The organism is Serinicoccus profundi, assembly GCF_008001015.1.
Lineage (GTDB): Bacteria > Actinomycetota > Actinomycetes > Actinomycetales > Dermatophilaceae > Ornithinicoccus > Ornithinicoccus profundi.
The window spans coordinates 2,170,799-2,183,744 of the sequence record NZ_CP042862.1 but is presented as its reverse complement, the minus strand read 5'-3'; the positions used below and the strand labels follow the sequence as shown (position 1 = coordinate 2,183,744).

The window sequence follows — 12,946 nt, the reverse complement described above, 5'->3', positions numbered from 1 at the left end:
ACGGGGTGGCACGATCAGCCGTATGAGCCGCGCCCTGATCATCGTCGACGTCCAGCACGACTTCTGCGAGGGCGGGTCCCTGCCGGTGACCGGCGGGATCGCGGTGGCGACGGCGATCAGCGCCTACGTCGCCTCCCACGGTCAGGACTACGCGGCGATCGTCGCCACCGCGGACTGGCACGTCGACCCCGGCGAGCACTGGGCGACCCAGGGCGAGCCCGACTTCGCCGCCTCCTGGCCGGTGCACTGCAAGGTCGGCACGCAGGGGGCGGACTTCCGACCGGAGCTGGGCCCGGCCCTGGAGCACGTCCAGGAGGTCTTCCGCAAGGGCGAGCACGAGGCGGCCTACTCCGGCTTCGAGGGCACGGCCTACGTCCACGGACAGCTCGTGGGCCTCGGGGACTGGCTGCGCGGGCGTGGGATCACCGAGGTGGACGTCTGCGGGATCGCCACCGACCACTGCGTCCGTGCCACGGCGCTGGACGCCCGCCGCGAGGGGCTCGACACGACGCTGCTGCTCGATCTGTGCGCCGGAGTCGCCCCCGACACCACCGAGCGCGCCGTCCGCGAGATGCGGGAGGCGGGGGTGGGCGTGTCAGGATCCCCCTAACTTCACCTGGTTCGCCTCGGCCTACGACACCGACGACTGGATCTACCGGTTGCTCGCGATGGTGCAGATGATGGGCGTCTCGCTGCTCGCCCTGGGGATCCCCGACATCTTCCACTCGATCGAGGAGGGTGGGGTCCTGCACAACGAGATCCTCGTCGCCGGCTACGTCGTCATGCGGGTCGCGCTCATCGCGCAGTTCCTGCGCGCCGCGCACCGCGACCCGGAGCGCCGGTCGATCCTGCGGACCTACGTCATGGGTTGGTCGCTCGCCCAGGTCGGCTGGGTCGTGCTCATCGTCCTGCCGCTGGAGTTGCCGTGGGTGTTCCTCGCGATGGCGCCGCTCTACGTCCTGGAGCTCGGGGTGCCCTGGTATGCCGAGCGCCAGGGTGGTCTGCCCTGGCACCCGCACCACATCGCCGAGCGCTACGGCCTCCTCGCGATCATCGCCCTCGGTGAGGGGGTCGCCGGCACCATCGCCGCCCTCGGTGCCCTCCTCGACGCCCAGGGCTGGACCACCGACACCGTGCTGCTGCTCATCTCCGGGATGGCCGTCACCTTCGCCATGTGGTGGGTCTACTTCGTCCTGCCGCACGGGGAGCTGCTGGACGTGCGCCGGGGTGCGGCCCCGCTGTTCACGGTGCTGCACTACCCGCTCTACATGGCCATCGCCGCGATCGGCGCCGGGCTGCACGTCGTGGCCTACCTCCTCGATCCCGAGCACGCGGGCTTCGAGGTGAAGATCGGGCCGGTGGGCACGGTGGTCTCGGTCGCGTTCCCGGTGGGGATCTTCGTGGCCCTGGTGTTCGGCGCGTATGCGGTGCTGCTGCGCAGCAGCGGCGCGCACGACCTCTTCCACGCCGGTCTCGCGGTCGGGACGCTCACGGTGCTCACGGCCGCGACCGGGATCGTGGCCCTCGGCGCCCCGGTGATGCTCGGCATCCTCGTGGCCTCACTGGCCCCGGCGGTGACCATCGCCGGATACGAGTGGAGGGGCCATCGCCACCTGCAGGGCGAGGTCGCTCAGCTCCAGTCGTCGAGATAGGTCGTCGGCAGCACGGGCTCACCGTGCGAGAGCCGCAGCGCCCGCTGCGGCAGCTCGGCCCGCGCCTGCTCATGGTGGGCGCGGGCGGTGTGCACGTCGGTCGGGGCGACCACCTCGCCGGCGGTCACGAGCGGCACGAGCAGCTCGCGGTCGTCACCGTCGTCGGCCGGGCGCTCGTTGATGCCCACGATCTCCTCGGTCGCCTGCCCCGAGGCCGAGCGGCGGCGGAGGGCATACTTGCGCCCCCCGACGCTGGACTTGTCCTTGCTGGCCTTGGCCACCCCCTCCATCACGCCGGCGGCGTTCTCCCGGCTGACCAGCTTGTAGACCATCCCCGCGGCCGGGTGCCCCGACCCGGTGACGACCTTGGTCCCCACGCCGTAGGCGTCGACCGGCGCGGCCTGCAGCGCGGCGATGGCGTGCTCGTCGAGGTCGGAGGTGACCACGATCCGGGTGTCGGTCGCGCCGAGGCGGTCCAGCTGGGCCCGCACTTCGAAGGCCTGGCTCACGAGGTCCCCGGAGTCCAGCCGCACACCGCCGAGCTCCGGCCCGGCGAGCTCGACGGCGAGCTCCACCGCGCCGGTCACGTCGTAGGTGTCGACGAGCAGCGTCGTGGACGGGCCCAGGCTCGCGAGCTGGTTGGTGAAGGCCTCCCGCTCGTCGTCGTGGAGCAGGGTGAAGGAGTGGGCCGCCGTGCCCATCGTCGGGAGGTCGTGGCGGCGTCCTGCCTCGAGGTTGGAGGTGGAGGAGAAGCCGGCGAGGTAGGCCGCGCGGGCCGCGGCGACCGCCGACTCCTCGTGGGTGCGCCGCGAGCCCATCTCGATGCACGGGCGGCCGTGCGCGACCGCCGTCATCCGGGAGGCCGCCGAGGCGACCGCGGAGTCGTGGTTGAGCACCGAGAGCAGCAACGTCTCCAGGACCACGCCCTCGGCGAAGCCGGACTCGACGACGAGCAGCGGTGAGCCGGGGAAGTAGATCTCGCCCTCGGCATACCCCCAGATGTCGCCGGTGAAGCGGTAGTCCGCCAACCAGTCCAGGGTGCGTGCGTCGACGACCTCCCGCTGCGCCAGGAAGGAGATCTCCTCCTCGGCGAAGCGGAAGTCGCGCAACGCCTCGAGCGCCCGGCCGGTGCCGGCGACCACGCCGTAGCGGCGCCCGTCGGGCAGCCGCCGCGCGAAGGCCTCGAAGACGCAGCGGCGGTCCGCATGACCGCTGGCCAGGGCGGCCTGGATCATCGTCAGCTCGTAGTGGTCGGTCAGCAGGGCGGTGCTCGGGCTCACCCCCGCACCCTATGGTGGGGGAGTGCCGATCGACACCACGAGCCCACCGCCCCCGCCGACCGGCCCGCAGAGCACGCCGCAGGAGCAGGGCGGGGTGGCCGTCCTGGACCGGCCCGAGGCCGACACCCCCTGGATCACCCTGGTGTGGAACGACCCGGTCAACCTCATGAGCTACGTCACCTGGGTCTTCCAGACCCATTTCGGCTACAGCAGGTCCAAGGCGGAGAAGCTCATGATGGACGTGCACACCGTCGGTCGCGCCGTCGTCTCGACCGGCAGCCGGGAGAAGATGGAGGCCGACACCGAGGCGATGCACGGCTACGGCCTGTGGGCGACCTTCCAGAAGGACGACTGAGGTATGGCGCGCGCGTTCCGCCGCAAGGGTGAGCGGCTGGTGGCCTCCTTCGACGCCGAGGAGATCATGATCGTGACCCACGTGCTCCGGCTGACCCGTGACTTCGTCGCCCCCGAGCGGCCCGAGACCGGCGACCCGTTCCTCGACCTCGTCGCGGGCCTGGGTGACGAGGTCGACCCGACGGAGCCGAGCGACCCGGCTCTGCGTCGTCTCCTGCCGTCGGCGTCCCGCGACGACGAGGAGCAGGCGGCGGAGTTCCGCCGCCTCACCGAGCACGGGCTGCGGCAGCGCAAGGCGGCCACCCTGAGCACCGCCATCGCCGCGCTGGAGGCGGCCGAGCCACCACGGCTCGAGCTGGACCTAGACCAGGGCCGGGCGCTCGCGGTCGCGCTGACCGATGCCCGGTTGATCCTGGGGGAGCGGCTCGGGCTGCGCACCGACGAGGACTCCGAGCGGCTGCACGAGGAGCTCGAGGCGGCCCTGTCGGGGCGGAGCGAGCTGGATCCCGCGCTGGCGCAGAAGATGGCCTACTACGACTTCCTCTCCTGGGTGCAGGAGTCGGTGACGACCGCGATGATGGGGCGCTGAGGCATACCCCGCGAGGCGCGGAGCGCGAAGTAGGCTGGCGCCCATCATGACGACGCACTCCGCCCCCGCATCGACCACAGAGCACGACGAGGTCACCGGCGCCGACGTCCGGGTCCGCTTCTGCCCCAGCCCCACCGGGACCCCGCACGTCGGGATGGCCCGCACCGCGCTGTTCAACTGGGCCTACGCCCGGCACCACGGCGGCACCTTCGTCTTCCGGGTCGAGGACACCGACGCGGCCCGTGACTCCGAGGAGTCGATGGGTCAGCTGGTCGAGGCGCTCGACTGGCTCGGGCTCGACTACGACGAGGGCCCGGGCAAGGGCGGCCCCTACGCCCCCTACCGCCAGAGCGAGCGCGCCGACCTGCACGCCGACGTGGCGCGTCGGCTGCTCGAGGCCGGCCTGGCCTACGAGTCGTTCAGCACGCCCGAGGAGGTCGAGGCGCGCCACCGTGCGGCCGGGCGCGACCCCAAGCTCGGCTACGACAACCACGACCGGGAGCTCTCCGAGGAGGAGAAGCAGGCCTACCGCGCACAGGGCCGGGAGCCGGTGCTGCGCCTGCGCATGCCCGACGAGGACATCACCTTCACCGACCTGGTCCGCGGCGAGGTGACCTTCGGTGCCGGCTCGGTGCCCGACTTCGTCATCGTGCGCGGTAACGGCCAGCCGCTCTACACGCTGGTCAACCCGGTCGACGACGCGATGATGCGGATCACCCACGTCATCCGCGGTGAGGACCTGCTCTCCTCGACCCCCCGCCAGGTCGCGCTCTACCGCGCGCTCATCGAGATCGGTGTCGCGGAGCGCGTCCCCGCCTTCGCCCACCTGCCGCTGGTGCTGGGCGAGGGCAGCAAGAAGCTGTCCAAGCGCGACCCGCAGTCCGACCTCTTCCTCCACCGCGAGCGCGGCTTCGTGCGGGAGGGGATGATCAACTACCTCGCGCTGCTGGGCTGGTCGATCGGGGCCGACCGCGACATCTTCGACCCGCAGCACCTCGTCGAGGCCTTCGACGTCGCCGACGTCAACCCCAACCCCGCGCGGTGGGACCAGAAGAAGGCCGAGTCGATCAACGGCGACCACCTGCGCCGGCTGCCGCTGGCGGAGTTCACGACCCGGATGCTGCCCGTGCTCCGCGAGGCGGGCGTCCTGGGTGAGCAGTCCGACATGGGGGAGCTGGCCCGGCTGGAGTCGGTCGCCGACCTCATCCAGACCCGCATCCAGGTGCTCTCCGAGGCGGTGCCGATGGTGCGCCCCTTCTACCAGCGGGCCGACGAGCTGGAGATCGCCGAGGACGCCCGGGGCCAGCTCAAGGACGACGCCGCGGCGGTCCTCGACGCGGCCATCGCCGCCCTCGAGCCGATCTCCGGCGCCGCTCCGCAGCCGCTCGGTGGCGGCGTGGAGTGGACCCACGACCGCATCGAGGACGCCCTGCGCGAGGCGCTGGTCGAGCAGCTGGGCCTCAAGCCGCGCTTCGCCTTCGGCCCCCTGCGCACGGCCGTGTCGGGGCAGCGCATCAGCCCGCCGCTCTTCGAGTCGATGCAGATCCTGGGCAAGGAGGAGACGCTGGAGCGGCTCCGGAGGCTGCGCGCCTCCCTCTGAGCCGTCCAGGGATTTGGGTCGGCGTGCGGGGCACGGTAGAGTGGTTCCTCGGTTCGCCGCCCCGGAACGGGGTCGGAGATACCCCTTGGGGTATGGTGTAATTGGCAACACGGCTGATTCTGGTTCAGTTGTTCTAGGTTCGAGTCCTGGTACCCCAGCGCGACATCGAGACGCCGCTCTCGATTTCGTGGAGGTCTGCCCTTCGGGTAGGCTCTCCGGTCGGCGCACACACGCGTCGGACACGGCCCCGTTGTGTAGCGGCCTAGCACGCCGCCCTCTCAAGGCGGTAGCGCGGGTTCGAATCCCGTCGGGGCTACCCGTGTCGGAACGGCCCTCATCGCAGCAGCGATGGGGGCCGTTCTGCATGTGCGGGCGGTGGCCGCGATAGCGTGTGGAGCGCGTGCGGCCGGCAGGTGTCCGGCAGAGTCACGCCCCGGCGAGGAGGGTGCTAGATGAACAAGTCGGACCTGATCGAGGCGCTCGCGCCCCGTCTGGGGGGCCGGGCTGCGGCTGCTGCCGCCGTCGAGGCCATGGTCGACGTGGTGCTGCGGGAGGTGGCCTCTGGAGGATCGGTCGGCATCACCGGCTTCGGGACCTTCGAGCGGGTCGATCGCGCCCCGCGCACCGGCCGCAACCCGCGCACCGGGCAGAGCGTGCCGATCGCCGGTACCAGCAGCCCGCGGTTCCGCCCTGGCAGCTACTTCAAGGACGTCGTGGCCGACCCGGCGACCCTGCCGGCCGAGGGCTCCGCCGGACTGCGGGGCTCCACCACCGAGCGCGCCGCCGCCCACGAGCGCTCGGGTGCCCCGGCGAGCGTGCGCCGGTCCGCCGCCGAGGGGCGGCGCGCGGACCGCGACGCACGCGGGGAGAGCGCAGCGCGGGGAGATCGCACCCGGCGAGGGCAGGAGCAGGCCGCAGACCAGGGCAGGGGAGGCTCGACGCGCGCCGCGACCGGGACCCCGCCGAGCGTCCGCAAGGAGCCCGCACGCCCGCCGTCGGTCGATCCGACCGAGGCCGGTGGGTCGACCGAGCAGGCCACCGGCACGGGGCTCGTCACCGGCGGCGAGGACATCACCGCCGGGATGATCTCGGCCAAGAAGGCCCAGCTCGCCAAGGTGAAGAACGACCAGGTCGCCACCCAGGGCGCGAAGAGGGCGAAGAAGGCGAAGAAGGCGAAGAAGGCCGACAAGGCCAAGGGAGGCAAGAACACGAAGGCCGGCAAGGCCAAGGGCGGCAAGGGCCGGGGTAAGGGCGCGAAGACGGGCTGAACGTCCGACGTCGATCAACGCCTGGTACGGCCCCGGACCGGGGGAGGGGTGCCGGTGCCGGCACCAGTCCGGTCAGCGGATCCGTTCGCCCTCGCCGATGCCGACGATCCACACGCGGGAGACGTGTGCGCCGACGTCCTCGGGGTCGGCGTCGTCGGCCACCTCGATGCTCACCCGCTGCCCCACCCGCAGGTGGCGCAGGCCGTTCGCCTCCATCGCGGAGGCGGGGAAGGGCAGGACCCGTCCGGAGTCCAGCAGCACCTCGCCCGTGCGCTCGTCGAGGTCGTAGGTGTGCACGCTGGCCTGCATGGGCCCCACTCTAGGCCGAGGGTCGCGCCGGTCGGGAGGCCGCGAGCTCGGCGCACGTCCGGGCACCGACGCCGAGCGCCACGGCCGCCGCCAGGTCGTCCGTGGTGTCCACGTCACGGCGCAGGTGAGGCAGGTCGAGATCGAGGACGGCGGCCCTCGATCCATGGCGTGCCGCGCTGCCCGGACCGAACTGCGGCACCGGCGGCCCGGCCAGCGACGTCAGCAGCACCGTGCCCGTGCCGTCGGCGTCGGGCACCACGGCACGCTCGTGCCGCGCGCAGGCCGACAGCGCCTGCACCAGGTCGCAGGGCCGGAGGGACGGCAGATCACCCAGCAGCACCGCCCACCCCGGCGTCGCGTCGTCGGCGCTCGATGCGCCGGGGCGAGCGGCATCTCTCGGGTGGGCGTAATCCAGGCCCGCACGGACGGCGGCGTCGAGCCCCTCACCGGGGTCGGGGACGACGCGGACGCCGAGGTCGCGGGCGAGGGCGCCCCCGACCGGGTCCGAGGTCACGACGAGGACCTCGGGCGCGGGGAGGGCACGGCATACCGCGGTCAGGGTGTCCGCGGCGATGGCCCGGGCCAGCCCGGGCCGGGAGACCCCCTCGGGAGCCACCAGCCGGGTCTTGGCCCGCTCGGCGCGCTGGACCGGCACCACCAGCCGCCAGCTCACGGCAGGTCGGGGGATCGGCGGGTCGGAGGTCACCGGTGAATCTTCGCCACGACGGGCCGCGGATGCAAAGATGACCGTCGTGAGACGCCAGCCCAGCCGCCACGACCTGCCGTGGTCCTACCACGCCGCCATCGGCGCCATCCGCCCCGTGCTGCAGGCCGTCACCCGGCGGGACTGGGCCGGCGGCGAGCACCTGCCGGCCGAGGGCGGCTTCATCGTCGCCGCCAACCACTACTCCGAGGTCGACCCGGTCACCCTGGCCCACTTCCTCGTCGACCACGGGCACCCGCCGTTCTTCCTGGCCAAGTCCTCGCTCTTCGAGGTGCCCGTGCTGGGGGCGGCGCTCAACCACCTCCAGCAGGTCCCCGTCTACCGCGCCAGCTCCCGGGCCGGTGACGCGCTGGTGGCGGCCCGCGAGGCCGTGCAGGGCGGCCGGTGCATCGCGATCATGCCCGAGGGCACCCTGACGCGTGATCCCGACCTGTGGCCGATGCGCGCCAAGCCGGGCGTCGGCCGCCTCGCCCTCAGCTCCGGCGCCCCGGTGGTGCCCGTCGCCCAGTGGGGCGCCCAGCGGATCCTCGGTCGGTATGCCCGGCGTCCCGGCAACCTCTTCGCCCGGCCGGTGCAGCAGGTCCTGGCCGGTCCTGCGGTGGACCTGTCGGACCTGCGGGACCGGCCGGACGACCCGCGCGCGCACACGGAGGCGACCACCCGCATCATGGCGGCCATCACGGCCCAGCTCGCCATCCTGCGCGGCGAGCAGCCGCCGGAGCGCCCCCACGAGCACCAGGAGGGTGGCGGGTGACCCGGGCCGTCATCTACGGCGCGGGCAGCTGGGGCACCGCCTTCGCCCAGATCCTCGCCGACGCCGGTGCCGAGCGGGTGACACTGTGGGCCAGGAGGCCCGAGATCGCCCGGCACATCCAGGAGGGCCACCACAACCCGGACTACCTGCCCGAGGTCGAGCTGAGCCCGGTGGTGACCGCCACCTCCGACCCGCAGGAGGCCGCGGCGGGTGCCGATCTCGTCGTGCTCGCCGTGCCCAGCCAGAGCCTGCGCGACAACCTCGGCCAGTGGGGCGCCCACCTGCCGCAGGAAGCCCCCGTCGTCTCGCTCATGAAGGGCATCGAGCTCGGCACCGGCCTGCGCATGAGTCAGGTCATCGCGGCCGCCGGCGTCGAGGAGTCCCGCATCGTCGTCGTCACCGGGCCCAACCTCAGCCGCGAGATCGCTGCGCGTCAACCGGCCGCCAGCGTCGTGGCCAGCGCGGACCACGCGGCCGCCGACCGGGTCGCGGCCGCCGCGATGACGGCATACTTCCGGCCCTACACGCAGACCGACGTCATCGGGGCGGAGCTCGGCGGTGCGGTGAAGAACGTCATCGCGCTGGCGGTCGGGATGGCCGAGGGCCTGGGCTACGGCGACAACACCAAGTCCAGCCTCATCACGCGGGGTCTGGCCGAGACCGCGCGGCTGGGGCAGGCACTCGGCGCGGACCCGGCGACCCTCATGGGGTTGGCCGGGGTCGGCGACCTCATCGCGACGTGCATGTCGCCGCTGTCCCGCAACCACCGGGTGGGGGTGGCGCTGGGGCAGGGGCGCTCCGTCGAGGAGATCCTGGCGGTCCCGCACCAGACGGCGGAGGGGGTCAAGTCGTGCCGCAGCGTCGTCGAGCTCGGCGCCCGGCACGGGGTGGACCTGCCGATCTGCCAGGGCGTCACCGCGGTGGTCGACGGCGCGATCACCCCGGAGCGGCTCACCGGTGAGCTCATGACCCGGGCCCGCAAGCACGAGCGCCACTGACCCTCGGGGAGCGCGTCCTGCCCGGCCTCCCGCACCTCCTTGGTTAGGCTCGACGTCGATGGACACCGTGACCCCGCCCGCGCCCCGCACCCGTCGTCGCGTCGCCCTCGTCTTCGGCGGCCGATCCGACGAGCACGCCATCTCCTGCGCCACGGCCGCGAGCGTCCTGCGGGCCCTGGACCGCCAGCGGTATGACGTGGTGCCGGTCGGCATCACCCGCGAGGGCCACTGGGTGCTCGTCGAGGACGACCCGGAGGCCCTCGACATCCGCGAGGGGATGCTGCCGGCCGTGACGGACACCGGGCGCAGGGTCATCGTGCCGCTGGGCGGGGTGGAGCACGAGTGGACGTGGGTCGACCCGACGGGCGAGGTGCACCCGATCGGCGAGGTCGACGTCGTCTTCCCCCTGCTGCACGGGCCGTTCGGCGAGGACGGCACGATCCAGGGCCTGCTGGAGCTGGCCGACCTGCCCTACGTCGGCTGCGGGGTGATGGCGTCGGCGGCCATGATGGACAAGCACGTCATGAAGGTCCTCTTCGCCTCCGCCGGCCTGCCGGTCGGCCCCTACACCGTCATCACCGACCGGCAGTGGCAGCGCGACCGCGCCGCAGCGCTGGACGCCGCCTCCGCCCTGCAGTTCCCGGTGTTCGTCAAGCCGGCCCGGGCCGGGTCCTCGGTGGGCGTGGTCAAGGTGGATCGCCCCGAGGACCTCGAGGTGGCCATCGACAAGGCTCGTGACCACGATCCCAAGGTGCTCGTGGAGCAGGGGATCGAGGGACGCGAGATTGAGTGCGGAGTGCTGGGTGGGCACGGCTCGGAGCCGCCCCGGATCAGCGAGTGCGGCGAGATCGTCGTCACCGGCGGTCACGACTTCTACGACTTCGAGGCGAAGTACCTCGACGAGGCCGGCGTGCAGATCACCGCACCCGCGGACATCCCGGCCGACATCCGCGAGGAGATCCACCGCATCGCCGCGCTCGCCTTCGAGGTGGCCGACGCCGAGGGACTCTCCCGCGTCGACTGCTTCGTCACCCCCCGTGGTGAGGTGGTGCTCAACGAGATCAACACCATGCCCGGCTTCACGCCCTACTCGATGTATCCCCAGGCGTGGGCGGCGTCCGGGGTGAGCTATCCCGAACTGGTGGACGAGCTCATCACCCTCGCGCTGGAGCGCCCGCTCGGCCTGCGCTGAGCACCGGCGCGAGGTGAGCACCGGCCCGCGCTGAGCACGAGACGAGGGAGCACCTCGGAGGGGCGCCGACTCACCCCGGCGCGGAGGAGCACTCTCCCAGCGTCTGCGGCACCACTTCGGCGGCGTCGCCGAACGGCGGGAGCAGCATCGGGTGGCTGTCGTAGTCGGCCGGGACGAGGACCTCCAGCGCCGGCTCCCGCCCGAAGGTCGTGAACATCGTCCCGCCGTCGTCGAGCTGGGTGGCGACCCAGTCCACGCCGTTGACGTCGATGCACGGGTCGGTCGTCGGCCCGGGAGGTGGCTTGCCGCAGCGGGCGACGATCGGCGGCTCGCCCCAGGCCGCGACGCCCCCGGACTGCACCGCGGTGACGCGGGACTCGTAGGGGCCGATGGTGTCCGGCCAGAGCTCGGCCACCTCCTGGCAGGGGGCGGAGTCGGTCGCGTCGAAGGGGACGGCGCGCACGGCTCCCTCGCCACACCCAGCGAGGACGACGGCGAGGGCGGACGCGGCGACGGACGCCCGGGTCAGAGCTCGACGACCGTGCACGTCGTGGTGCGGGTGATGCCGGGTACCTCCAGGACCCGGGCGATCACCCCACGGCCGAGCTCCTGGACGGTGGGTGCCTCGACGACGACGATGACGTCGTAGGGGCCCGCGACGTCCTCGGCGCTGACGACGCCTCCGAGGTCGCGGATGGTCCGCGTGACCTGCGCCGAGGCCCCCACCTCGGTCTGGACGAGCATGTATGCCTTGACCACGTGCTTCCTCCTCCTCCGGCTCGGCTGGTGGTGGGAGGCTACCGTGCGGGGGTGGATTCGAGCGAGGACGGTGCGCCGGTGGCGCGGCACGACGGACCGGTGCTGGGGGAGGTGGGCGAGCGCGGGGTGCTGGCCGAGATCTTCGCCGCCCTCGCCGACCAGCCCGGGGACGGCGTCCTCGTCGGCCCGGGCGACGACACGGCATACCTCCGGACGTGGCGGGGCGCGGTGCTGGCGACGACCGACACCATGGTCCTGGGCCACGACTGGCGCGACGACTGGTCGACGCCGCAGGACGTCGGTGTCAAGGCCACGACCCAGAACCTCGCCGACCTCGCCGCGATGGGAGGCGTCGGGACGGGCCTGCTCGTCACGCTCGCCGCGCACCCCCGGCTGCCGCTGGCCTGGGCGCGGGGCCTGGCGGTAGGGTTGGCCCGAGCCGCCCGGGACAGCGGGGTGCCGGTCGTCGGGGGAGACCTCAGCGCGGCCCCCGACGGCGTGGTCATGGTGAGCGTCACCGCACTGGGAGAGCTGCCCGACGGGGTGGAGGAGCCCGTGCTGCGCAGCGGCGCCCGCCCGGGTGAGGTGCTGGCCGTCTCCGGGCCGCTGGGGCGCTCCGGTGCGGGGCTGACGCAGCTGCTCGACGGCGAGCGCGAGGGGCCCTGGGTGGATTACCACCGTCGTCCCTGGACCGATCTCGGTCAAGGCCCCCGGGCCGCGCGGGCCGGCGCCACCGCGATGATCGACGTGTCCGACGGGCTGGGTCGCGACGCGGACCGTCTGGCTCGGGCGAGCGGCGTGCGGATGCGCCTGCGCCCGGCAGCGGTGGGCGATCTCGCCGATGCCCTCGACGGCGTGCCGCCCGAGGCAGCCCGACGGGCGGTCCTCAGCGGCGGCGAGGAGCACGTGCTGCTCGCCACCTTCCCCGCCACCGTCGTGCCGCCGGGGTGGGTCGCCGTGGGCGACGTGGAGCCCTGCCCGAACCGGGGGGAGACGGGGGTCTGGCTCGGCCCGGACCGCCTGGATCCGGCGCGTGGCGGGTGGGACCACTACGGCGGCTGACGGCACGACGGCGGCCGACCGGAGGGCAGGTCACGTCATGCCCCCGCACATGACGAAGCCGGCGGCACCCTGGTGGGTGCCGCCGGCTTCGACTCGTGCAGAAGGGCAGGTCAGCGGGTGACCTTCCCAGCCTTCAGGCAGGAGGTGCAGACATTGAGGCGCTTCGCGGTGCCGCCCATGGTCGTGCGCACCCGCTGGATGTTGGGGTTCCAACGACGCTTGGTGCGGCGGTGCGAGTGCGAGATGCTGTGACCGAAGCTCGGTCCCTTGCCGCAGACGTCGCAAGTGGCAGCCACGGTGTACTCCTGAAGGTCGTCCGGTGAAAAGGTCTCGGGCCTACGGCATCGCGGCGCGCAGGCAACCGGACCAGCGTACCGGACGGCCGCGGCGGCACCCAAATCACCC

The 12,946-nt window shown here is 73.0% G+C and carries 16 protein-coding genes and 2 tRNA genes; 12 read left to right on the top strand and 6 right to left on the bottom strand.

Annotated features, from left to right (window positions below; all coding sequences use genetic code 11):
- The first annotated feature begins 22 nt into the window (after positions 1-22).
- Together FA582_RS10100 and FA582_RS10095 are read left to right on the top strand one after the other, a co-directional pair.
- A complete protein-coding gene (locus FA582_RS10100; RefSeq protein WP_010147739.1) occupies positions 23-610 on the top strand; it encodes an isochorismatase family protein in 588 nt (195 codons plus the stop codon).
- On the top strand, positions 522-1,652 hold the full coding sequence (locus FA582_RS10095) for a low temperature requirement protein A (RefSeq protein ID WP_272941907.1): 1,131 nt from the start codon (positions 522-524) through the stop codon (positions 1,650-1,652). The genes FA582_RS10100 and FA582_RS10095 overlap by 89 nt, the downstream gene beginning before the upstream one ends.
- On the opposite strand, the gene FA582_RS10090 is transcribed toward FA582_RS10095, so the two are convergent.
- The gene (locus FA582_RS10090) at positions 1,631-2,887 is read right to left on the bottom strand and encodes a nicotinate phosphoribosyltransferase (protein ID WP_051125157.1); all 1,257 of its coding nucleotides are present in this window, start codon (positions 2,885-2,887) and stop codon (positions 1,631-1,633) included. The two genes, FA582_RS10095 and FA582_RS10090, sit on opposite strands and share 22 nt — an antisense overlap.
- 67 nt (positions 2,888-2,954) lie before the next feature.
- Between FA582_RS10090 and clpS the strand changes: the two genes are divergently transcribed.
- The 6 genes from clpS (at position 2,955) to FA582_RS10060 (ending at position 6,743) form a co-directional block, all read left to right on the top strand.
- Positions 2,955-3,287 (top strand): ATP-dependent Clp protease adapter ClpS, encoded by a 333-nt coding sequence (clpS, locus tag FA582_RS10085; protein ID WP_010147735.1) that lies wholly within the window; start codon positions 2,955-2,957, stop codon positions 3,285-3,287.
- A gap of 3 nt (positions 3,288-3,290) precedes the next feature.
- A complete protein-coding gene (locus FA582_RS10080) occupies positions 3,291-3,875 on the top strand; it encodes a DUF2017 family protein (RefSeq protein WP_010147733.1) in 585 nt (194 codons plus the stop codon).
- Positions 3,876-3,921: 46 nt separating this feature from the next.
- Positions 3,922-5,475, top strand: a complete 1,554-nt coding sequence (gltX, locus tag FA582_RS10075) for a glutamate--tRNA ligase (RefSeq protein ID WP_147899807.1) — start codon at positions 3,922-3,924, stop codon at positions 5,473-5,475.
- An 86-nt stretch (positions 5,476-5,561) separates the two neighbouring features.
- A tRNA-Gln gene (locus FA582_RS10070) sits at positions 5,562-5,633 on the top strand.
- Between the two features lie 85 nt (positions 5,634-5,718).
- Positions 5,719-5,791 (top strand) — tRNA-Glu (locus tag FA582_RS10065).
- Between the two features lie 136 nt (positions 5,792-5,927).
- Positions 5,928-6,743 carry an HU family DNA-binding protein gene (locus FA582_RS10060; protein WP_010147729.1) on the top strand — a complete coding sequence of 272 codons (816 nt, stop codon included), beginning with the start codon at positions 5,928-5,930 and terminating at the stop codon, positions 6,741-6,743.
- A 72-nt stretch (positions 6,744-6,815) separates the two neighbouring features.
- Here the strand turns inward: FA582_RS10060 and FA582_RS16760 are convergent, their stop codons facing one another.
- Positions 6,816-7,052, bottom strand: a complete 237-nt coding sequence (locus FA582_RS16760; RefSeq protein ID WP_010147728.1) for a patatin-like phospholipase domain-containing protein — start codon at positions 7,050-7,052, stop codon at positions 6,816-6,818.
- 10 nt (positions 7,053-7,062) lie between these two features.
- Positions 7,063-7,758 carry a 2-phospho-L-lactate guanylyltransferase gene (gene cofC, locus FA582_RS10055; protein ID WP_010147727.1) on the bottom strand — a complete coding sequence of 232 codons (696 nt, stop codon included), beginning with the start codon at positions 7,756-7,758 and terminating at the stop codon, positions 7,063-7,065.
- Between the two features lie 37 nt (positions 7,759-7,795).
- On the opposite strand from cofC, the gene FA582_RS10050 reads away from it, so the two are divergent.
- From FA582_RS10050 to FA582_RS10040, 3 genes are read left to right on the top strand one after another with little or no spacing between them, the layout of a single operon-like run.
- Positions 7,796-8,530: a lysophospholipid acyltransferase family protein gene (locus FA582_RS10050; protein WP_010147726.1), complete on the top strand. Its 735-nt coding sequence runs from the start codon at positions 7,796-7,798 to the stop codon at positions 8,528-8,530.
- Positions 8,527-9,528, top strand: coding sequence for an NAD(P)H-dependent glycerol-3-phosphate dehydrogenase (locus FA582_RS10045; RefSeq protein ID WP_010147724.1), 1,002 nt, complete (start codon positions 8,527-8,529; stop codon positions 9,526-9,528). The genes FA582_RS10050 and FA582_RS10045 overlap by 4 nt, the downstream gene beginning before the upstream one ends.
- Positions 9,529-9,586: 58 nt before the next feature.
- Positions 9,587-10,720, top strand: coding sequence for a D-alanine--D-alanine ligase family protein (locus FA582_RS10040; protein WP_010147723.1), 1,134 nt, complete (start codon positions 9,587-9,589; stop codon positions 10,718-10,720).
- Between the two features lie 70 nt (positions 10,721-10,790).
- Here FA582_RS10040 and FA582_RS10035 read toward each other — a convergent pair whose 3' ends face one another.
- Both FA582_RS10035 and FA582_RS10030 read right to left on the bottom strand, forming a co-directional pair.
- A complete protein-coding gene (locus tag FA582_RS10035; RefSeq protein ID WP_081480566.1) occupies positions 10,791-11,267 on the bottom strand; it encodes a DUF3515 family protein in 477 nt (158 codons plus the stop codon).
- Positions 11,246-11,479, bottom strand: a complete 234-nt coding sequence (locus FA582_RS10030) for an Lrp/AsnC ligand binding domain-containing protein (RefSeq protein ID WP_010147721.1) — start codon at positions 11,477-11,479, stop codon at positions 11,246-11,248. The genes FA582_RS10035 and FA582_RS10030 overlap by 22 nt, the downstream gene beginning before the upstream one ends.
- A 51-nt stretch (positions 11,480-11,530) precedes the next feature.
- Here FA582_RS10030 and thiL point away from each other — a divergent pair, with 51 nt between their 5' ends.
- Positions 11,531-12,541 (top strand): thiamine-phosphate kinase, encoded by a 1,011-nt coding sequence (gene thiL / locus FA582_RS10025; RefSeq protein ID WP_010147720.1) that lies wholly within the window; start codon positions 11,531-11,533, stop codon positions 12,539-12,541.
- 110 nt (positions 12,542-12,651) lie between these two features.
- Here thiL and rpmB read toward each other — a convergent pair whose 3' ends face one another.
- Entirely contained in the window at positions 12,652-12,837 is a 186-nt protein-coding gene (gene rpmB, locus FA582_RS10020) for a 50S ribosomal protein L28 (protein WP_010147719.1), read from the bottom strand.
- Positions 12,838-12,946: the final 109 nt, after the last annotated feature.

Excerpts from the sequence above, each read along its gene's own strand:
- FA582_RS10080 (WP_010147733.1), top strand. The coding sequence starts at position 3,291 with ATGGCGCGCGCGTTCCGCCGCAAGGGTGAGCGGCTGGTGGCCTCCTTC.
- gltX (WP_147899807.1), top strand. The coding sequence starts at position 3,922 with ATGACGACGCACTCCGCCCCCGCATCGACCACAGAGCACGACGAGGTC.
- FA582_RS10040 (WP_010147723.1), top strand. The coding sequence starts at position 9,587 with ATGGACACCGTGACCCCGCCCGCGCCCCGCACCCGTCGTCGCGTCGCC.
- FA582_RS10100 (WP_010147739.1), top strand. The coding sequence starts at position 23 with ATGAGCCGCGCCCTGATCATCGTCGACGTCCAGCACGACTTCTGCGAG.
- FA582_RS16760 (WP_010147728.1), bottom strand. The coding sequence starts at position 7,052 with ATGCAGGCCAGCGTGCACACCTACGACCTCGACGAGCGCACGGGCGAG.
- FA582_RS10060 (WP_010147729.1), top strand. The coding sequence starts at position 5,928 with ATGAACAAGTCGGACCTGATCGAGGCGCTCGCGCCCCGTCTGGGGGGC.
- FA582_RS10090 (WP_051125157.1), bottom strand. The coding sequence starts at position 2,887 with ATGATCCAGGCCGCCCTGGCCAGCGGTCATGCGGACCGCCGCTGCGTC.
- FA582_RS10050 (WP_010147726.1), top strand. The coding sequence starts at position 7,796 with ATGACCGTCGTGAGACGCCAGCCCAGCCGCCACGACCTGCCGTGGTCC.